Origin of the sequence: Chryseobacterium sp. MA9 (assembly GCF_024399315.1) — a bacterium.
Lineage (GTDB): Bacteria > Bacteroidota > Bacteroidia > Flavobacteriales > Weeksellaceae > Chryseobacterium.
In genome coordinates, this window is the sequence record NZ_CP075170.1 from 1190508 (window position 1) to 1209780 (window position 19273).

The window sequence follows — 19273 nt, forward strand, 5'->3', positions numbered from 1 at the left end:
AATTTAAGGTTAACAAAAGGTTAACGGAAACTTTTACTCATTTTCAACTAGTCGTTTCTTAGTCTTTTCTCTTCATCGTTATAAGCAAGAATAATCTTTCTTACCACCGGATGTCTTACTACATCCTCTTCTGTAAGATGTACAAACCCAATCTCCTTTACTCCATTTAAAATCCTCATTGCTTCTTTCAACCCGGACTGTTGGTTTTTTGGAAGATCAATCTGGCTTGGATCTCCTGTAATAATGAATTTGGCATTCATCCCCATTCTGGTAAGGAACATTTTCATTTGCGCATGAGTTGTATTCTGTGCTTCATCAAGAATTACAAACGCTTCATCAAGTGTACGCCCTCTCATAAAAGCCAAAGGAGCTACTTCAATTACTTTTTTCTCCATGAAACCTTCAAGCTTTTCATGAGGTATCATATCACGAAGCGCATCATATAAAGGCTGCAAATACGGATCCAGCTTTTCTTTAAGATCACCAGGAAGGAATCCCAGACTTTCTCCCGCTTCTACAGCCGGCCTTGTCAAGATAATTCTTTTCACTTCTTTATCTCTTAAAGCTCTTGCTGCCAATGCTACACTAGTGTACGTTTTTCCGGTTCCGGCAGGGCCAATGGCGAATACCATATCCTTTTTCTCCGTTTCTTTTACCAGTTTTTTAAGATTGGTTGTTTTAGCTTTAATGACTTTTCCGTTTACCCCTTTTACAATAATATCCTGATCAAAAACCAGTTGCTTCTCGTTTTCGTCTTTAATATTCAATATATTTTCAACATCTTTCAGGCCTATTGAGTTATTTTTGGAGATAAAACTGACAATATCATCCAGTTTTTGCTTCAGTATGTCTAAAGCTTCCTTATTTCCCATAGCAAAGATGACATGGTCTCTTCCTGTAATTTTAATGGTTGGAAAGCTTGATTTTATTAAGTTGAAATATTGGTTATTAACTCCATAGAAGATTTTCGCATCAATATCTTCCAAATCATATGTTAATTCAAACATGCAGTATTTTTATTTTTAGATTTTAAAATTAAAGCTTTTTTTCAAATTTATATCAAATTCTTTTCAACAATCTTTCGGGCTTTCTTTTTATTTTAAATAACTTTGCAATACTACACTATTCTATAAATTGCTCATGTCAATTATTACCCTTACTTCGGATTTCGGAAATTTAGATTACAGAGTCGCCGCTGTGAAAGGCAAAATTCTGTCTCTAAACCCTGAGGTTAATATTATTGATATAACCCACGACATCCAGGCATTTAACCTTATACAGACTTCGTATATTGTAAGAAATGCTTATAAATATTTTCCTAAAGGAAGCATTCATATCATTTCTGTAGACAGTTTTCACCACAGATCAAGAAAGAATATCATTTATAAAGCCGATGGATCTTACTTTTTGGCGGCAGATAATGGTCTTTTAAGCCTTATCTTTTTCGATATTAAACCGGAAGCTATCTATGAACTTACACTGAACAACCGTTTTGATGACATCATCAACTTTACTTCTACAGACATTTTTGTTCCTGCAGCGGTACATCTTGCCAATGGCGGACTCCCTGAGGTAATTGGCCGAAAAATACATTCAGCCAAACAACTGATGTTTCCAAGAGCGGTTTATAATGAATCGGAAGGTATGATTATCGGCGAAGTGACTTACATTGATAATTTCGGAAATATAATCTCAAATATCAACAAAGATTTTTTTGAAAATATCAGCAAAAGCTACGATAGTTTTACCATAAAATTCAGAAATTTAAGTCTTTCAAGGATATTTTCAAGTCATACAGAGGTTGTTTCAGACTGGGAAAGGGAAACAGAATTCCATGGTCAGTCTGCTGCTATTTTCAATGATAGTCAATTATTGGAGCTTACTATCTACAAAGGAAGCAAGAAAAACGGTGCTAAAAGCCTGTTTGGGTTGAATGTGGGCGAAAATATTTATATTGAATTCAGCTAAGATTATATATTTCATAAAAAAACCGATTTTTTTTATATATTTGTCAAAATCTAAAAATCAAAAATGGCAGAATACAAATTATTGCTTCCTTCCATGGGAGAAGGTGTTATGGAAGCGACAATTATCACTTGGTTATTCAATGAAGGTGATAACGTAAAGGAGGATGACTCCGTAGTAGAAATTGCAACAGATAAAGTAGATTCAGACGTTCCGACACCAGTTTCGGGGAAAATCGTAAAAATTTTAAAGCAAAAAGATGAAGTTGCAAAAGTAGGTGAAGCCATTGCTATTTTAGAAATTGAAGGAGAAGGCGCAGCTTCAGAGGAAGTAAAAACCGAAACTCCGGCGGCTACTCCGGACGCTGACACTTTAAAAGCGATTGAAGAGCCTTTACAAGCCACAGCTGCTTCAAACGTAGAATTCTCAGGAGATCTTTACCTATCTCCACTAGTAAAATCTATTGCACAACAGGAAAAAATTTCTGAAACTGAACTGAAATCCATCAAAGGAAGCGGTTTAGAAGGAAGAATTACAAAAGAAGATATATTGGCATATGTTGCTAACAGAGGAAACCAGCCAGTTCAGGCAGCTCCGGTACAGGTAGCTTCTACTCCGAAGCCAGCAGTATCTGCTCCTGCAGCAACTATTCCGGTAAGTGCAGGTGATGAAATCATTCCTATGGACAGAATGAGAAAGATCATTGCTGAAAACATGGTAAAAGCAAAACAAATTGCTCCGCACGTTACTTCTTTTATTGAAACAGACGTTACCAACGTTGTAAAATGGAGAAATAAAAACAAAGCTGTATTTGAAAAACGTGAAGGTGAAAAATTGACTTTCATGCCGATTTTCGTAAAAGCGGTAGTAAAAGCAATTCAGGATTTCCCAATGATCAATGTTTCTGTAAATGGTGAAAACATCATCAAAAAGAAAAACATCAACATCGGTATGGCTACTGCCCTTCCGGACGGAAACCTTATTGTTCCTGTAATTAAAAATGCTGATCAATTATCACTTTCAGGTCTTGCAAAAGCGATCAACGACCTGGCTTACAGAGCAAGAAATAAGAAATTAAGACCAGAAGATACTCAAGGAGCAACATACACTATTTCTAACGTAGGAAGCTTCGGAAACCTTATGGGAACACCAATCATTCCCCAGCCTCAGGTAGCTATTTTAGCCATCGGAGCTATCGTTAAGAAGCCCGCAGTTCTTGAAACAGCTGACGGTGACGTAATCGCAATCAGAAACTTAATGTTCATGTCTCACTCTTATGACCACAGAGTGGTAGACGGTTCTTTAGGAGGAATGATGCTGAAGCACGTTCACGACTACCTTGAAAACTGGGATCTGAACACAGAAATATAAGTAATACATCATCGCAATAAGTAATTTTTGCAAATTTGAAATACTAAACCTCCGATTTTCGGAGGTTTTTTTGTTTTAGTAACTAAAATTTAAAAAGACCAAACATTTCATTAAATAAATATAAAATATTTAATAAAAACATAATTCACTTAACGATTTATTAATAAAATAAAAATAATTCTATACTATAATAACTTTTTTGGAAATTAGGTTTATTAACATTATTTTTAAGCAAATATTATTTGGAAAAATGGATCCGGATTACAGAAAATATGATGTTACAAGATTTTTTGATTTCACCGAAGAAGATGAAAAATTAATTACTGAGGTATATGATCAGCTTTCTGAATCATATCATGTTTCAGTGGTTGATATTAAAGAATCTCCTTACGAACAATTTAGTTCTCATGATATGTACCCATTATTTATTCCACAAATCTGTTATTTGGTAAAAGACAGGAACAAGGATAACTCTTTCTATCTTTTTATCGTCAGTAAGGTTGGAATGACTTCCAGAGGTGGACTTTTAGGACGTAAATATGACACTCTACAACTTTGGGGACTAAAAAATCTGGATGAAAATTTTGGATATATATCCCTCAACAAGAAGAAATTAATGGATAAAGTGGCGGGAATTTTCAGCAGTTTTAATGTTAATTTTACAGATCGTGAGTTTAAAGATTTTTATGTAGTGGGAAATGATCAATTTAAAATCATGAATTTTTTAAATCCAAAGAGAAAAGAAACGATAAAGAACTTTCCGAATGAAGATTTTAAACTTGAAGTCAGAAATACTATTTTGAGTTTCGGTATACCTGACATCCTTACGATTGAAAACGCTGAAATAATCTCAAAGTTTTTAGAAGAAATATAAAATCTGCAAAAACCACGTACTTTTACATATCTAAATTAACAAATGCTGAAAATTTTCGCTCTTATAAAAAAATCCATCAAAAATTCCTTTGACAATATCCGGAACGAACAGCTGAAGTACAACCTGCTTCAGGCCATTCCTTTCTGGATAGGATCTGTTATTACAGGTTTTTTTGCCGTCATGTATGCACAGGTATTTGCCTGGGGTGAACATCTCATGAATTTTATTTTTGACTGGCATGCATGGATGATTTTCATCATTGCTCCTATAGGATTTGTACTTTCCTGGTGGCTGGTGAAAGAATTTGCGCCTAATGCCAAAGGAAGTGGTATTCCACAGGTGATGGCTGCTGTAGAACTGGCCAACCCGAAAGAACACCGCAAGATCAGAAGTCTTCTGAGTATTAAGATTATCTTTTTCAAAATCCTGTCCTCAGTCATTCTGGTAATCGGAGGAGGAGCAGTAGGACGTGAAGGACCTACCATTCAGATTGCAGGCTCCGTTTTCAGAAAAGTGAACGAGTATCTTCCCGAATGGTGGCCGAAGATTTCAAAGAAAAATATGATTATGACAGGAGCCGCCGCCGGACTTGCTGCTGCCTTTAACACTCCGCTGGGAGGTATTGTTTTCGCTGTGGAAGAACTGTCAAAAACCCATATTAATTATTTTAAAACAGCATTGTTTACCGCGGTAATTATTGCCGGCCTCACAGCACAGACACTGGCAGGCTCTTATTTATATCTGGGATATCCGAAAACCAATGATGTTTCTTTAATGGTGATGCTTCCTATTGTACTTGTTGCTGCAGTTGCAGGCATTCTCGCCAGTCAGCTTTCGGTTGCTATGCTTAAAATCAACAGTTGGAAAAAGAATACACTGAAAACCAATAAAGCTAATGTGATATTCCTGATCATTTGTGCTTTAATTATTGCTTCAATCGCTTATTTCATCAACAGAGAAATTTTGGGCTCCGGAAAAGAAATTATGGAGCGGGTTCTTTTTACGAAAGATAAACACGAAGACTGGTATGTTCCAATTCTAAGAATGCTTGGCCCTGCCCTTTCTTTTACTTCAGGAGGTGCAGGAGGAATTTTTGCACCTGCCCTTACAGCGGGAGCAAGTATAGGCTCTGTTATTTCAGGCGCCATTCATTTAACACCCAACGAAACCAATGTTGTTGTTCTGGCCGGAATGGTTGCTTTTCTTACTGGAATTACGAGAGCTCCTTTTACTTCAGCCATTATTGTTCTGGAGATGACCGACAGACATTCATTGATATTTCACCTGATGCTGGCAGGAATGGTTTCTTCTATTGCCTCTATTCTCGTAAGCAGACATTCCTTGTATGATGTGTTAAAGGTGAATTTTCTGGCGGAGTTAAGGCAAAAAGATTAGTCAAACGTTGTCAGTTAAAAGTAGATGCTTATTAAAAGTATATTATTGAAAATAACTTTTAATGTAACCTTCAGTAATCCTCAAAAAACATTAAACTTTAAATTCTCCGCCAACAACACTCAACTATTTCACGAATCCTCTTGCATATACAAAATATATTCTCTAATTTTGCACCTCGAAATAATTAACAAATTCATTTAACATTATGAACAATTACGAAACTGTTTTCATTTTAACTCCCGTTCTATCTGAGTCACAGGTAGAGGAAGCAGTGAACAAGTATGTAGATCTTATCAAAGAAAAGAACTGCGAAATCGTTGCTAGAGAAAACTGGGGATTAAAAAAATTAGCTTATCCTATCCAATTGAAAAAGAATGGGTTCTATACTTTAATCGAATTCAAAGGAGAAGGTAGTGTAGTAGCTGATTTAGAATTAGCATTTAAGCGTGACGAGAGAGTAATCCGTTACCTTACTACAAAACTTGACAAGCATGCTGTTGAGTACGCTGTAACTAGAAGAACTAAAGTAAAAGCAGCTAAAGCTTAATTATTAACCCTATTTTTTAAAAAGACAAGACATGGCAATAGATGAAATGGCTAAACAAGCCTCAGCTGGAGGAGAATCAGAAGTAAAATTCCTTACTCCGCTTGATATCAATACAAAATCTGAAAAGAAATATTGTAGATTCAAAAAATACGGAATTAAGCACGTTGATTACAAAGATGCTGATTTCTTATTACAATTTGTAAACGAGCAAGGTAAAATTTTACCAAGAAGATACACTGGAACTTCTTTAAAATACCAAAGAAAAGTTTCTGCTGCTATCAAAAGAGCAAGACACCTTGCGTTACTACCATACGTAGCTGACTTATTGAAATAAGACAAAAAATAAATAAAAGAAGAGGGCAACCTCTTCTTTTGTTGCTGAATAAATAATTAATTCTAACGAAATTGAGATTTTAAATTTTAGATTCTGGATTTAGATTTTTTATATTTCTACATCTTTGAATTTTTCAATCTTTTAATTTTTCAATCTTAAAACGGACAACAACAATGGAAATTATCCTTAAAAAAGACGTAGAAAACTTAGGACTTGAGTTTGATACAGTAAACGTAAAGCCAGGTTATGCTAGAAACTTCTTAATTCCTCAAGGAATTGCTCTTTTAGCTACACCTAAAAACAAAGCTGCTTTAGAAGCTACATTAGAAGCTAGAAAAGAAGAAGAAGCTAAATTAATCGCTGCTGCTAACGCTGTGGTTGATCAATTGAAGAAAACTTCTATCACTATTCCTGCAAAAGTAGGTACTGGTGATAAATTATTCGGATCTATCAACAATGCTGACCTATCTACTGCTTTAGAAAAAGCTGGTGTTTCTGTAGAGAAAAAATACATCAAGATTCCTGGTAACACAATCAAAAGAACTGGTAAATTCTCAGCTCTTATTAGACTTCACAGAAATGTTGAGTACAACTATGAGTTCGATATCGTTTCTGACGCTCCAGTTGTAGCTGCTCCTGCTGCTAAGAAGGAAGAAGCTAAATCTGAAGAGGCTTAATAAGCAACGAGAATTTCTCACAATATAAAACCATCTCATTAACTTGAGGTGGTTTTTTGTTTGTATGATGTAGATGCGTTGATTATTGATCGGATTGGTTCTTAACTACTCCGTTTTGTTTCTTTGCAAAAGTCCACGCGGGGAATATAGGAAATCTTAACTGCTATTATTCATTAGACAAGCTGCTTTACAACCTCACGCATAGTTCAAATACAGAATAAAAGGCTTGGAAAATTTTATCCCGCAACACACCCGAAACCAAACTATCATCATTTATTCCCTCTCAGTTTCTGCTGATATTCCGTAGGAGCAATACCGATCACTTTTTTGAAAATATTGCTGAAAGATGACAGGCTATTGTACCCCACCATCATTGCTATTTCGTACATATTATATTTTCCTTCCAGCATCAGTTCAAGAGAACGGGTAATTCGTAATGCCCGTAGAAAGCGGACGTAATTCATGCCCAGAATCTCTTTAAATTTCCTCGAAAGGGTTCTTGTACTCATCCCGAATTCTTTTGCCGTAGATTCGATGGTAAGAGGCTTTTCAAGGTTAGCATGAATATATCTTGCAATCTTCAGTAATGTTTCATCTTTTGGAAAAGGATGCTGTATCGGGAAAGCCAGATGCTTATTCTTTTTTTCCTGTAAAACACCTTTAAGAGCTTTGAGGAAATAATATTTTGATCCGTCATTTTTTGTGATTTTTCCATCCCAATCTTTGGTATAAAAAATCATCTCCCGAAGCAAATTATTGACGGAATAAATATTAATTTCATCAAAAAAGCCATTTTCATTTTCTTCTTTTTTAAAATAAAAATTATATAAATCAACTTTCGGACTGGTAGAAAAAATGTAGTGAGGCGTCCCGGCGGGAATCCACATAAAGCATCTTGCAGGAAGATACCAATGCTTCTGATCTGTAAAAACATGTACAATACCTCCTTCTGCATATACTAATTGTGCAGAACTGTGGTAATGGATCTCTGTTGTCACATTGCCTGTGAGGACATGATAGATGTAAAATTCAGCATCCTCCTCTTCTACTGCTTTAAAATGACTGTCATTCATGAAATAAAGATAAGAAGAATTTTCAAATTGGCGTAAATGAGCAAATCTTTTTCTGTTTTCACAAATCATGTCCGATACTTGTCGTCGTAACTTTGCTGCATCAAAATCATTTTAGCAAAAATCCTTTAATTAATTTATGAATATCACATTTAACGCATGCCAATATCTGTGCATTGCGTTGTGCTTATTATTGAGCAACTTTTTACATTCACAGATGATAGATTATCAGCATCTCGGCTTACAGCAAGCTGTAGAGATTGGTCTGAAAAACAACAAAAACATACAGATAAGTCAGCTAAAACAGGAAATGTCCGTTACCAAAGAGAAAGATCTTAAAATGGAAAAGCTTCCGGACATTGAATTTCATACCAGCTACACTCAGGTAACCAATCTGTTTCAACATCAGAATGGTGTATTTAACCAAGCAACTAAGTATGACGTGATCAATGGGATGTATGATTTTACATTATCTGCTTCTATTCCGGTATACATGGGGGGTAAAATAAAAAACACGGAAAGGAAAGCGGCTATTGATACCGAGATTTCAGCTTTAAAAACCCATCTGGACGAGAGACAGCTTAAAATGGCAATCATTACAGCTTTTCTGCAGATTCATCATTTAAAAGAGCAGCAGAGTCTTATCAATGATAAAATGAAGGAGGATTCTGTCAACATCAAGCAGGTAAAATCTTTGAAAGCTAATGGTGTTGTAACAGTAAACGAAGTCTTAAGAACTTCGCTGCAGCTTTCCAATCATAAAATGAGCTGGACAGAACTGGATAACGATATTCAGATAGCAGAGCACAAACTGAAAACGATTCTTTCGCTTCCGGAAAGTCAGGAAATGCATGTGAATACAGAGGATCTTATCTCAGACAATGCTGTGATCCCTTATGTTGATGAACTGACAGAAACAGCTTTAAACAAAAATGAGTCTGTTGAAATCACCCATAAAAATCTTTCACTGAAAGAACTGGATCAAAAAATCACCAAAGCGAATTATTTACCTAAAATTACAGCAGACGGAGAATATTTTTTAAAGTATCCGAACATGATGTTCTTTCCTCCCGAACCGTATGCATACCGTCTGGGAATGGTAGGTGTAAACCTTACCTATCCTATCGAAAATCTGTACAAAAATAAATACAGAATGCAGGAAGCACGGGAAAATATAGACCTTGCTAAACTTCAAATAGAAGAAAACGAGGAAAATGTAAGACATAATGTATATGAAGCTTATAAAAAGTTTGAAGAGACAGACCAGAAGGTAAAAATAGCTGAAGAAGCGATTAATCAGGCTAAAGAAAATTATCGTATTGTAAGAACAAAATACGCAAACAAGCTTAGCCTTATCACTGAACTGATCGACGCCGACAATACTTATCTGGAAGCTGAATCTAATCTTATTTCCGTAAAAATCAACAGACAACTTAAATATTATCAACTCCAATATACGATTGGAAACTTATAAAAACTATGGCACAGAAACAACTGACACAAAAGGAAAAAAGAATCAACAAGTCCATTACTTTGCTGGCCTGGATCCTGATTATAAGCGGAATCACAGGAATGGTAAGTTTTTATCTTTTTTCGAGAAAAAATGTGACAACGAATGATGCACAGATTGAACAATATATCACGCCTGTATCCAGTAAGGTATCAGGGTTCATTAAAACTATAAAGTTTAACGAAAATCAGTTTGTGCATAAAGGGGATACTTTAATCGTCATCGACAACAGAGAGTTTGTGAATCAGGTACACATGGCAGAGGCTAATCTTCACGCCAATACAGCAACCATCAGCACTATTGAAAGTGGTGTCAGCACCAAAGAAAGTGACACAAAGATCATTGATGCTAAAATTGCTTCCGCAAGAATTGATATCTGGAGAACTGAACAGGACTATAAAAGATACAAAAACCTTTTGACAGAAGATGCTGCTACAGAACAGGAGTTTGAAAATATAAAGGCTTCTTATGAACAGTCAAAAGCCAATCTTTTAGCATTGGAACAACAAAAAAATGCAGTAAGAGCCGGAGCGAATGAGCAACAGACTAAAGTAGCTCCCGTTAAAAGTCAGATCCAGCAGAGTTCTGCAAGTCTTAATAATGCGAAACTATATCTTTCTTATACAGTGATTACAGCTCCTTATGACGGATGGGTCGGAAAAAAAACTATTCAGGAAGGACAACTGATTAAAGAAGGTCAGGCCCTGGTTCAGATGGTCAGCAAAGAAAAATGGATCATTGCCAATTATAAGGAAACACAGCTTGGACAGATTGATCAGAGCCAGGAAGTAATCATTACCGCAGATGCTTATCCCGATGTAGAATTTAAAGGAAAAATACTTTCTGTTTCTCCTGCTTCAGGATCTCAGTTTTCACTGGTAAAACCGGATAATGCAACCGGAAACTTTGTGAAAATTGAACAGAGATTTCCTGTGAAAATTATTCTTGATAATAATAAAGACAACGAAAAACTACTTTCCGGAATGAATGTTCTGGTGAGTGCGAAGAAGATATGAGTTTGAGTGTGGGAAGGTTTATGGGTTTTAGAGTTTTAAAGTTCAAAATCATCTTCAAATCAACACATTTCAGACTTCACGATTAAATTATTTTTTTAGCGAAAAGACAAACCGCAAAATAGCAGATCTGCAAATTTTTTCTTAAGCATATTTGCCATTTTACCTTTTACTTGTTTACACCTTTGCTCTTTGTCTTTTCGCATTTTTTAAATCCGGCTTAATGACAAATTTGTTCATTTCCATTTCCTTTTTTTAAGCTTAATGCTTACAAATTATGCAACACAATACAGTTTATCATAAATGGGTACCACAATGGCTGAAACTGCCTCTTCTTATATTGGCATTGTTTCCCCACCTGATGTTGTTGTCGCTTTTACATTCGAACAGCGCCTTCACATCTTCTTTTATGGATGTAGATTCAGATGACATCCAGTATTTAATGATTTTGATGTACGGGACATTTGTGGTTACCCTTTTAGTTTTACAGCGGTTTATGGCGTATTTCAGCGTCAAATATTATGTACTGCTGATGGCTTCCATTTCCGTAATTATTCTTTACGTTTTATCTGTCACCCATGATTATCATGTTATCTTGGTGATACGGTTTTTAGAGGGGATTTTCGGATTACTGGAAGGAGCTATTTTTCTGCCTTTAATTATTGCCGAATTAAAAACAAAACACGCCAAAGTTTTAGCATATCTTTTTATGTATACGATTATGCTGACCGGAGGAACCATTACCACTTCCCTTTTAAAATCCAGTATTGAAGATTACGATTTTCAGCATATGATCCTGATGATGGTCTACTTTCATGTGTTTGTACTCATCATTGGTATTGCATTATTCAACAGAAACAGATTCTTTCCCAAAAAACCTTTGTACCAATTGGATATTACCAGCTGGTTTTTGCTTTGGGTATGTCTGCAGGCTGGCGGCTATGCCATTATTTATGGTAAAAGACTGATGTGGCTCGAATCTGACACCGTTATCATGTGTTTATTTATATTCCTGCTTTCAGGAGGGTTATTTATGCTTAAACAAAGAAATTCCAAAAGACCGCTATTTCATTTTGAAGTTTTCAGTTCACAAAATGTGATCGCGGGAATGATTCTGTTTTTTATTTTTTATCTGATCCGCTCTGGACTGAATAATGTATACAGCATCATGGCTACAGTATGGAAATGGCCCTGGGATTATATTGTGAACATTCAGTACTGGAATGTGGCAGGAACTCTTTTGGGTATATTATTATCGGGAATCTGTCTGGTTCGGGGAGTATCCTCAAGAATTGTTTTCTTTACGGGATTTCTGTTACTGGCCATAGATTGTGCATGGTTTACCTATACTTTTTATCCTGACACTACCCTTTCTACAATCTGTCCACCTTTATTTCTGCAGGGAGTCGCTCAGGGATTATTATTTACGCCGCTTGTTTTCTTTTTAATTTCAGGAACTCCGGAAGAATATGTATCCAATGCTACAGCGTTGGGAACAACAACCCGTTTCTGGACAACCGCTATCGGATATGCTTTGATGCAGAATCTGATGCTATTTTTAACATTAAAACATTCTGATACACTCAGTGCTAATCTTACAGAGACCAATCCTGTTTTTTATAGCCAGTGGACCCAAATTTTCGGAGCTAATATTTCCAAATTATCTGTGAATGATTCTTTATCTATGACAGCGGGAGCTTTTAAAGCTAAAATAACGGCTCAGTCTATTCTCCTTTCCAATATGGAAATTTTCACGGGATTATTCTGGCTGGCATTAATTACTGCCATCTGTTTATTACTTTATCATCCGGTAAAAATAGCTGTGAGAAATATTATGTAAAAGGAAGGAAGCTAGAGGTTGGAAGAACGAAGTTCTGGAAGACGTATATAAAAATTAAAGTCGCTTATATTAGTATGTAAAACGTTTAATAATTTTTTATTGACCAGAAGCACTTCCATCTCCTCGCTCCCATCTTCCACCTCCATCCACTTTGGCCGGTTTATTGTTCGTGTTTTCTGATCGCAATATTGCGCAGATCACTACGTTTAATACAAAAATTTACGAATGGAAATTAAAAGAATTTTACTGAGCCAAAGGGATTTTTTTAAGACACAGCAAACCAAAAGTCTTGCCTTTCGGAAAATGTATCTCGAAAAGCTTAAAAGTCTTATTATTTCAAATGAAAATATGCTGTATGAAGCTATTAACAAGGATTTCGGGAAATCAAAATTTGATACATTCACGACAGAACTATCTTTCATTCTGAATGATATTGACTATTATATCAAGAATTTAAAGTCTCTTTCAAAGCCTAAAAAAGTAAGCACCAATCTTGTCAACCAATTGGGAAGCAGCAAAGTTTACGCTGATCCATTGGGTTGTATTCTTGTGATTGGAGCCTGGAATTATCCTTATCAGTTATCCCTTTCTCCCATTATTGCTGCAATAGCTGCCGGAAACTGTTGTATTCTTAAGCCCAGCGAAATTGCTGTAAATACCATGAAAGCAATGGCTTCTATGATCAATGAAAACTTTCCATCAGACTATCTGTACGTTTACGAAGGTGGTATTGAAGAAACTACAGCTCTTTTAACATTAAAATTTGACAAAATATTTTTTACAGGAAGTACAAAAGTCGGAAAGATTGTTTACAAAGCAGCAGCAGAACATCTTACTCCTGTAACTCTTGAGTTGGGAGGAAAATCCCCGGCTATTGTCACCAGAAATGCCAATCTCGAAATAGCAGCTAAAAGAATTGTCTGGGGAAAGTTTCTTAATGCCGGACAAACCTGTGTAGCTCCTGATTATCTGTTGGTAGAAGAAACCATTCAGGAACAGTTTCTTGAAATGCTCAGAAAATATATCAGAGAATTTAAATATGAACAGGGCTCCGAGCAATACACAAGAATTATTAATCAAAGAAACTTTCAGCGTCTTATATCCCTTATTGATAAAGAAAAAATCTATTCCGGAGGATATTTTGATGAAGAAAAGCTACACATAGAGCCTACTATACTGAATCATATAGACTGGAATGACAAAATCATGCAGGAAGAAATTTTCGGACCTCTCCTACCGGTTATCAGTTTTCAAAGCTACAATGCAGTTCTCAACTCTGTTTTAGAACATGAAAAGCCATTGGCGGCTTATCTTTTTACCAATAATTCTGAAGAAAAAGAAATCTTTACACGGAAACTTTCTTTTGGGGGAGGCTGCATCAATGATACCGTAATGCATTTAAGTAATGATAACCTGCCTTTTGGGGGCGTGGGAAGTTCAGGTATAGGAAATTATCATGGAAAATATGGTTTTGAAGCCTTTTCACATCAAAAAGCTGTTCTTGAAAAAGCCACATGGGGTGAACCTGATATTAAATACCCTCCTTATTCTGATAAAAAATTAAGCTGGATTAAAAAGTTACTGTGATCAGCGAGAAACTTTATTTTACATAGAAAGTATTACAGATTCTGGTAAACAGATTTATAGAAATAAAAAACTGCCTCATTTCTGAAGCAGTTTTTTGTATTTTATCCTTTTGTAGGAGCCCAGGTATTAAAGAATTCTTTTACTTTATCTTTACTGTAACCTTTCCCTTCTTCTAAAACATCACTCTGCTGAACTTTGATCATTTTCCCGTCTTTATCCAAAATAATAAACACTGGATATCCAAATTTTTCACCTGGATTACCATATTGAGCAAAAATTTTCTCATTCTTATTATCGGGAGAATAATTCAGGTGATAATACAGGTAATTCTTGTCTACAATTTCCTTCAATTCAGGGGTAGTCTGTACAAAATTGTTAAAACGAAGACACCAGATACACCAGTTTCCACCAGCCTGGACTATAATATTTTTACCTTCTTTCTTAGCCTGAGCTACCAATTTATTAATATCAGCCTGAGCATCCGCTTTTGGATCATAAGGCTTTGGCAGCTTAGCTTTTTCTTCAGCAGCTTTTTTCTTTGCTTCCAACTCTTTCTGCTCAGTCGGAACTATAAGAGCCGTTTTCTGCTTTCCTTTATCCGGAGTATTTTTTATATCCTGTGAAAAAGCAATTGCACTTAATCCCAGGAAAGCTAACATTGTCAATTTTTTCATAACATAAAAATAAAAAAATAATATATATCCCCCTGCAAAAATAGAACCATAATTTTATTATCACTAAATTTGCGTGTTTTATGAATTTCTTAATCAAAATATTATACTTCGTCTCTAAGCTTCCGCTTAAAATATTATATATTTTTTCGGACGTCATCTTTTTCCTGAATTATTATCTGGTAGGATACAGAAAAGAGGTCATTACCCAAAATCTGAAAAAATCTTTCCCTGATAAATCGGAAGAAGAAATTAAAGAGATCCGGAAAAAATTCTATCTTAATTTCTCAGATTATCTGGTAGAAACTATAAAATCTTTCAGCATTTCTGAGACAGAAGCCAGAGTGAGAATGCAGCATATCAATCAGGAATTGTTTCATGATGCTAAAAAGGAAGGTAAAAACATTATCCTGCTGGCAGGACATGTTTTCAATTGGGAATGGATCAATGCATTGGCAAAGATTGTTCCCCAAGCTCACTGCCATCCTGTATACAGAAAAGTAAACAATGATTTTTGGGAAAATCAAATGAAAAAGGTCCGAAACAAATTCGGAAATGAAGCATTGGAAGCGAATGAAGTAATTCTGAATATCTTCAGATCTAAAAATAACGGAGATTCTGCTTATATGTTTGTAGCTGACCAAACACCTCACCATGCACATGTCACTTACGGGTTAGAATTTTTGAATCAGCGTACTCCCGCTTTCGTAGGCTATGACAGACTTGCCACAAGAATGGATCTTGTTTTCATTTACTGTGAGATGAAGAAGGTAAAACGCGGTTATTATCAGGTAAATTATCATAGGATATATCCTGATGGCGAAAAGTTTACTGAAAATGAAGTAGTAAGGAAATTCCACAAATTACTGGAAAACACATTACACAAGAATCCGGACAACTATCTTTGGTCACACAGAAAATGGAAATATCAGGACTCTATCAAAAATTTTGATTCCGAAAAAAAATAGATTGACATGCAGAAAAAACTGGCAGTTGCCATCTTAAACTGGAACGGCAGAAATTGGCTTGAGAAGTTTCTTCCGGATGTGGTTCAATTTTCTCAGAATGCAGATATTTTTGTTATTGACAATCTTTCTACGGATGACTCCATTGAATTTCTACAAAAGAATTTCCCCACAGTCAACGTTATTAAAAATGATAAAAACTATGGATTTGCAGGAGGCTATAATGAAGGATTGAAAGCCATCCCGAATGAATATTACTGCCTTCTCAATTCTGATGTGGAAGTTACGGAGAACTGGACAGAACCTGCTTTGGAATTATTGGAAAAAAATCCTTCCATTTCAGCAGTACAGCCTAAAATCTTATCTTATCACAATAGAAGCTATTTTGAATTTGCAGGAGCTGCCGGCGGATTGATAGACAACCTTGGATATCCTTATTGCAGAGGCAGGGTTTTTGATGATCTGGAAGAGGATAAAGGACAGTATAATGACGAAAAAGAGATCTTCTGGGCATCAGGATGCTGCTTTTTCATCCGTTCAAAAGATTTCTGGGAGCAGAATGGTTTTGACGCCAGATTTTTCGCCCATCAGGAAGAAATTGACCTTTGCTGGAGACTCATCAATTCAGGAAAAAAGATTTATTATACCGGAAAATCCAACGTGTACCATGTAGGTGGTGGAACACTCAACAAGCAGAGTGCGCAAAAGACTTTTTTAAACATCAGAAATAACCTTTCTATGATGCTTAAGAATCTTCCTTTTCCTCAATTGATCTGGCTTATTTTTTTCAGATTATGTCTGGATGGTGTTGCCGGAATTTATTTTGGATTAAAACATGGTTTTCCGCATCTATGGGCTGTTGTAAGAGCTCATTTTGGGTTTTATGGACAGCTTCCGGGAACATGGAAACTTCGTCAGAAAAACCAAAAGAGTGAGTTCTATCAATCGAAATGGCTTATTTTTAAACATTTTCTGGGAGGAAGGTAGCAGGTGGCGGATGATATTAGGAAAAATTACAGCTTTCTTCAATAATAAAGTAAACCATAAACTTTAAACCTGAAACATTAAACCAAGCACAAGCAACTATAGAGCTAGCAACAACTTATAATTTAAAACAATGGATTTCTGTGCAATAGATTTTGAAACGGCCACTCACGAGAAAAGTTCAGCTTGTGAGATGGGAATTTGTTTGGTACAGGATTCTAAGATTGTAGAAACTAAAACCTGGCTGATTAAACCTCCGAGTTTTCCTTATTTTAATAAATTCAATATTGCAGTGCATGGGATTCAACCGGAAGATGTAAAAGATGCACCTACTTTTGATGAGATATGGTATGAAGCTCAGGATATGATGTATGGAAGCCTTATGATTGCTCATAATGCGGGATTTGATGCTTCTGTTTTAAGAGGATGTTTGGAACATTATGGAATGTTTACTCCCCAGCTCAATTATTTGTGCAGCATACAACTTGCCAAGAAGTCATGGAACTATCTTCCAAAATACGGTTTGAAACCTTTGGCAGAATATCATAAAATTGATTTTACCCACCACAGAGCGGGAGCAGATGCTGAAGTGTGTGCAAAAATCTCTCTGCTGGCTTTTGAGAAACTGTTTCTCACCAGTAATGATGAAGTAAATGAATATTTGAAAGCGAAAATCAAAAAGCTTTAATAAGAACCCGGGTTCTTAGTCTGCCATCTATTAATCATTAATTACTCAACACTTCGGACAATAGATTGAATTTTGGAATATCAATCTCAAATGTCTCCTGTGTTTCCAGGTTTTTAACGAGGTATTTTCCACTCATATTGCCTACTCCGGAACGAAGCATTACATTGGAAAAGTAAGCGAAATTTTCACTTGTTCCTATTTCAGGAGTCAGGCCGATTACGCCATCACCTATAATCTCTGTGTATCCAAACCCTACATCAAAAATTAACCATTTTCTTTTCAATACTTTGATAGGAAAGCTTCCGTCATTTTCTATCGTGATATTGTATTTAAAAACGTAACGGTTTTCGGATGGATAACTGTTTTTACTATCATATTCAGGTATAACTGAAACTTTGATATTGGAAGTCATTTTTGAAAACATCATTGTAGCATTTTCTTAATAAATACAAAAATCTCGCCTTTTTAAGGCGAGATTGTATATTTATATTATAATTTCATTAAAACTATAATCCAAGGCCTTTTCTTTCGTCACCTCCCAATAATATTTCAACTGGATTGTCAATACCTTCTTTTACCGCTACAAGGAATCCTACAGACTCTTTTCCGTCGATAATTCTGTGGTCATAAGACATTGCTACATACATCATTGGTCTGATTACTACCTGCCCGTCAACAGCAACTGGTCTCTGGATGATGTTGTGCATTCCTAAGATTGCAGATTGTGGAGGGTTGATAATTGGTGTAGACATCATAGATCCGAAAGTACCACCGTTTGTAATAGTGAAAGTACCACCAGTCATTTCATCAACAGTAATTTTACCGTCTCTTACTTTGATAGCAAGATCTTTGATATTAGCTTCCACGCTTGCGAAAGACATATTTTCTGCATTTCTCAATACCGGAACCATTAATCCTTTAGGACCAGAAACGGCAATTGAAATATCGCAGAAATCATAATTTACTTTGAAGTCTCCGTCGATAGATGCATTTACATCCGGATACATTTGTAATGCTCTTGTCACAGCTTTAGTAAAGAAAGACATGAAACCAAGTCCAACTCCGTGTTTTTGAGCAAATTCTTCTTTATATTGCTTTCTTAATCTGAAGATTTCAGACATATCCACTTCGTTGAAAGTCGTCAACATAGCTGTTTCATTCTTCACAGAAACCAATCTTTGAGCGATTTTTCTTCTTAAAACTGAAAGTTTAGTTGTAGTGGTAGTTCTAGCACCTGTAGCAGTCATAGGGCTTCCTCCTAATGCAGGAACTGCCGCTAATTCAGCATCAGTTTTAGTGATTCTTCCGTCTCTTCCTGTTCCTGAAACCTGAGCAGCATCCATTCCTTTTTCGTCAAGGATTTTCTTAGCAGCCGGAGATGGAGCTCCTGTTGCATAAGTTTGTGGAGCAGCTACCGGAGCAGCTGGTTTTGGAGCTTCTTGCTTAGCAGGTTCAGCAGCTTTCGGAGCTTCTTCCTGTTTTGGAGCTTCAGCAGCAGGTGCAGCACCTTCTGGTTTTTTAGCATCCATATCAATTAAACAAACTACCTGACCTACCTGTACTACATCACCTTCTTCTGCCTTTAAAGTGATAATACCACTTTGTTCTGCCGGCAATTCAAGAGTTGCTTTATCTGAATCCACTTCGGCGATAGGTTGATCTTTTTCTACATAATCACCATCTTTTACAAGCCAAGTTGCAATTTCAACTTCTGTAATTGATTCGCCTGGTGAAGGAACTTTCATTTCTAAAACTGACATATCGAGTATTTTTTATTTTTTT

The 19273-nt window shown here is 35.9% G+C and carries 19 protein-coding genes; 14 read left to right on the forward strand and 5 right to left on the reverse strand.

The genetic code is table 11. The annotated features are described in order from the left end of the window. Positions 1-47 precede the first annotated feature (47 nt). Entirely contained in the window at positions 48-1007 is a 960-nt protein-coding gene (locus KIK00_RS05410) for a PhoH family protein (protein ID WP_255815541.1), read from the reverse strand. A gap of 133 nt (positions 1008-1140) precedes the next feature. On the opposite strand from KIK00_RS05410, the gene KIK00_RS05415 reads away from it, so the two are divergent. From KIK00_RS05415 to rplI, 7 genes are all read left to right on the forward strand, one after another. Beyond that, on the forward strand, positions 1141-1968 hold the full coding sequence (locus KIK00_RS05415) for an S-adenosyl-l-methionine hydroxide adenosyltransferase family protein (protein WP_255815542.1): 828 nt from the start codon (positions 1141-1143) through the stop codon (positions 1966-1968). 63 nt (positions 1969-2031) lie between these two features. Further along, positions 2032-3336: a dihydrolipoamide acetyltransferase family protein gene (locus KIK00_RS05420; protein WP_255815543.1), complete on the forward strand. Its 1305-nt coding sequence runs from the start codon at positions 2032-2034 to the stop codon at positions 3334-3336. A gap of 250 nt (positions 3337-3586) precedes the next feature. Continuing rightward, the gene (locus tag KIK00_RS05425) at positions 3587-4210 is read left to right on the forward strand and encodes a hypothetical protein (RefSeq protein WP_255815544.1); all 624 of its coding nucleotides are present in this window, start codon (positions 3587-3589) and stop codon (positions 4208-4210) included. 42 nt (positions 4211-4252) lie between these two features. Further along, the gene (locus KIK00_RS05430) at positions 4253-5605 is read left to right on the forward strand and encodes a chloride channel protein (RefSeq protein ID WP_255815545.1); all 1353 of its coding nucleotides are present in this window, start codon (positions 4253-4255) and stop codon (positions 5603-5605) included. Positions 5606-5810: 205 nt separating this feature from the next. After that, positions 5811-6152, forward strand: a complete 342-nt coding sequence (gene rpsF / locus KIK00_RS05435) for a 30S ribosomal protein S6 (protein ID WP_077416927.1) — start codon at positions 5811-5813, stop codon at positions 6150-6152. Positions 6153-6183: 31 nt separating this feature from the next. After that, complete coding sequence (gene rpsR / locus KIK00_RS05440) at positions 6184-6486, forward strand: 30S ribosomal protein S18 (RefSeq protein WP_002979091.1); 303 nt, start codon at positions 6184-6186, stop codon at positions 6484-6486. A gap of 173 nt (positions 6487-6659) precedes the next feature. After that, entirely contained in the window at positions 6660-7163 is a 504-nt protein-coding gene (gene rplI, locus KIK00_RS05445) for a 50S ribosomal protein L9 (protein WP_255815546.1), read from the forward strand. A 269-nt stretch (positions 7164-7432) separates the two neighbouring features. On the opposite strand, the gene KIK00_RS05450 is transcribed toward rplI, so the two are convergent. After that, positions 7433-8305, reverse strand: coding sequence for an AraC family transcriptional regulator (locus tag KIK00_RS05450; protein ID WP_255815547.1), 873 nt, complete (start codon positions 8303-8305; stop codon positions 7433-7435). A gap of 67 nt (positions 8306-8372) precedes the next feature. On the opposite strand from KIK00_RS05450, the gene KIK00_RS05455 reads away from it, so the two are divergent. The 4 genes from KIK00_RS05455 to KIK00_RS05470 all read left to right on the forward strand — a co-directional run bounded on the left by KIK00_RS05455 (position 8373) and on the right by KIK00_RS05470 (position 14183). Then, positions 8373-9707: a TolC family protein gene (locus KIK00_RS05455; RefSeq protein WP_255815548.1), complete on the forward strand. Its 1335-nt coding sequence runs from the start codon at positions 8373-8375 to the stop codon at positions 9705-9707. A 5-nt stretch (positions 9708-9712) separates the two neighbouring features. Then, entirely contained in the window at positions 9713-10759 is a 1047-nt protein-coding gene (locus tag KIK00_RS05460) for an HlyD family secretion protein (protein ID WP_255815549.1), read from the forward strand. Between the two features lie 274 nt (positions 10760-11033). Then, positions 11034-12596 carry an MFS transporter gene (locus KIK00_RS05465; protein WP_255815550.1) on the forward strand — a complete coding sequence of 521 codons (1563 nt, stop codon included), beginning with the start codon at positions 11034-11036 and terminating at the stop codon, positions 12594-12596. Positions 12597-12821: 225 nt separating this feature from the next. After that, a complete protein-coding gene (locus tag KIK00_RS05470; RefSeq protein ID WP_255815551.1) occupies positions 12822-14183 on the forward strand; it encodes an aldehyde dehydrogenase in 1362 nt (453 codons plus the stop codon). Between the two features lie 101 nt (positions 14184-14284). Here the strand turns inward: KIK00_RS05470 and KIK00_RS05475 are convergent, their stop codons facing one another. After that, positions 14285-14857, reverse strand: a complete 573-nt coding sequence (locus KIK00_RS05475; protein WP_255815552.1) for a thioredoxin family protein — start codon at positions 14855-14857, stop codon at positions 14285-14287. Between the two features lie 80 nt (positions 14858-14937). Between KIK00_RS05475 and KIK00_RS05480 the strand changes: the two genes are divergently transcribed. The 3 genes from KIK00_RS05480 to KIK00_RS05490 all read left to right on the forward strand — a co-directional run bounded on the left by KIK00_RS05480 (position 14938) and on the right by KIK00_RS05490 (position 17491). Further along, entirely contained in the window at positions 14938-15822 is an 885-nt protein-coding gene (locus tag KIK00_RS05480) for a lysophospholipid acyltransferase family protein (protein ID WP_255815553.1), read from the forward strand. Positions 15823-15828: 6 nt separating this feature from the next. After that, the gene (locus KIK00_RS05485) at positions 15829-16806 is read left to right on the forward strand and encodes a glycosyltransferase family 2 protein (RefSeq protein WP_255815554.1); all 978 of its coding nucleotides are present in this window, start codon (positions 15829-15831) and stop codon (positions 16804-16806) included. 130 nt (positions 16807-16936) lie between these two features. Then, positions 16937-17491, forward strand: a complete 555-nt coding sequence (locus tag KIK00_RS05490) for a 3'-5' exonuclease (RefSeq protein ID WP_255815555.1) — start codon at positions 16937-16939, stop codon at positions 17489-17491. A 37-nt stretch (positions 17492-17528) separates the two neighbouring features. On the opposite strand, the gene apaG is transcribed toward KIK00_RS05490, so the two are convergent. Then, the gene (gene apaG / locus KIK00_RS05495; protein ID WP_047374364.1) at positions 17529-17918 is read right to left on the reverse strand and encodes a Co2+/Mg2+ efflux protein ApaG; all 390 of its coding nucleotides are present in this window, start codon (positions 17916-17918) and stop codon (positions 17529-17531) included. 79 nt (positions 17919-17997) lie between these two features. Continuing rightward, the gene (odhB, locus tag KIK00_RS05500) at positions 17998-19251 is read right to left on the reverse strand and encodes a 2-oxoglutarate dehydrogenase complex dihydrolipoyllysine-residue succinyltransferase (RefSeq protein WP_255815556.1); all 1254 of its coding nucleotides are present in this window, start codon (positions 19249-19251) and stop codon (positions 17998-18000) included. Positions 19252-19273: the final 22 nt, after the last annotated feature.

Coding starts and splice junctions, on each gene's coding strand:
- KIK00_RS05470 (WP_255815551.1), top strand. CDS start 12,822: ATGGAAATTAAAAGAATTTTACTGAGCCAAAGGGATTTTTTTAAGACA.
- KIK00_RS05490 (WP_255815555.1), top strand. CDS start 16,937: ATGGATTTCTGTGCAATAGATTTTGAAACGGCCACTCACGAGAAAAGT.
- rpsF (WP_077416927.1), top strand. CDS start 5,811: ATGAACAATTACGAAACTGTTTTCATTTTAACTCCCGTTCTATCTGAG.
- rpsR (WP_002979091.1), top strand. CDS start 6,184: ATGGCAATAGATGAAATGGCTAAACAAGCCTCAGCTGGAGGAGAATCA.
- KIK00_RS05410 (WP_255815541.1), bottom strand. CDS start 1,007: ATGTTTGAATTAACATATGATTTGGAAGATATTGATGCGAAAATCTTC.
- KIK00_RS05450 (WP_255815547.1), bottom strand. CDS start 8,305: ATGATTTGTGAAAACAGAAAAAGATTTGCTCATTTACGCCAATTTGAA.
- KIK00_RS05475 (WP_255815552.1), bottom strand. CDS start 14,857: ATGAAAAAATTGACAATGTTAGCTTTCCTGGGATTAAGTGCAATTGCT.
- KIK00_RS05460 (WP_255815549.1), top strand. CDS start 9,713: ATGGCACAGAAACAACTGACACAAAAGGAAAAAAGAATCAACAAGTCC.
- KIK00_RS05455 (WP_255815548.1), top strand. CDS start 8,373: ATGAATATCACATTTAACGCATGCCAATATCTGTGCATTGCGTTGTGC.
- odhB (WP_255815556.1), bottom strand. CDS start 19,251: ATGTCAGTTTTAGAAATGAAAGTTCCTTCACCAGGCGAATCAATTACA.
- KIK00_RS05430 (WP_255815545.1), top strand. CDS start 4,253: ATGCTGAAAATTTTCGCTCTTATAAAAAAATCCATCAAAAATTCCTTT.
- KIK00_RS05480 (WP_255815553.1), top strand. CDS start 14,938: ATGAATTTCTTAATCAAAATATTATACTTCGTCTCTAAGCTTCCGCTT.
- KIK00_RS05465 (WP_255815550.1), top strand. CDS start 11,034: ATGCAACACAATACAGTTTATCATAAATGGGTACCACAATGGCTGAAA.
- KIK00_RS05420 (WP_255815543.1), top strand. CDS start 2,032: ATGGCAGAATACAAATTATTGCTTCCTTCCATGGGAGAAGGTGTTATG.
- apaG (WP_047374364.1), bottom strand. CDS start 17,918: ATGATGTTTTCAAAAATGACTTCCAATATCAAAGTTTCAGTTATACCT.
- KIK00_RS05425 (WP_255815544.1), top strand. CDS start 3,587: ATGGATCCGGATTACAGAAAATATGATGTTACAAGATTTTTTGATTTC.
- rplI (WP_255815546.1), top strand. CDS start 6,660: ATGGAAATTATCCTTAAAAAAGACGTAGAAAACTTAGGACTTGAGTTT.
- KIK00_RS05415 (WP_255815542.1), top strand. CDS start 1,141: ATGTCAATTATTACCCTTACTTCGGATTTCGGAAATTTAGATTACAGA.
- KIK00_RS05485 (WP_255815554.1), top strand. CDS start 15,829: ATGCAGAAAAAACTGGCAGTTGCCATCTTAAACTGGAACGGCAGAAAT.